The organism is Bacillus sp. SIMBA_005 (assembly GCF_046535585.1).
Classification (GTDB): Bacteria; Bacillota; Bacilli; order Bacillales; family Bacillaceae; genus Bacillus; species Bacillus pumilus.
The window spans coordinates 1-279 of the sequence record NZ_JAWRWI010000256.1; the positions used below are offsets into that span (position 1 = coordinate 1).

1 protein-coding gene is annotated in these 279 nt (G+C 49.1%); it reads right to left on the reverse strand.

What is annotated here, in order from left to right:
• A partial coding sequence (locus tag SB660_RS20000; protein ID WP_410584034.1) for a phosphoribosylaminoimidazolesuccinocarboxamide synthase occupies positions 1–279 on the reverse strand: 279 nt, incomplete at both ends.

Below are 279 nucleotides of genomic sequence, written 5' to 3' on the forward strand. Positions count from 1 at the left end.
CCGCAGTCTTCAAAAATATGCTGAAGTTCTTGATTCACCTGGTTTGTAATCGATTTGATCGTTTCGACATGCTCAGGAGCCGCCGCTTTTAAGAGCCGGATATGATCTTCTGTGATGAGCGGATCGCCGAGTGCGTCATCCTTGTAGTAAAATTCGATAATCGGCTGCGGGAGCTCTGTTCCTTCCGGGATGCCGAGACGTTTCGACATGCTTCCGGCGGCAATGTTTCTGACCACGACTTCAAGCGGAATGATGCTCACTTTTTTGATGAGCTGCTCT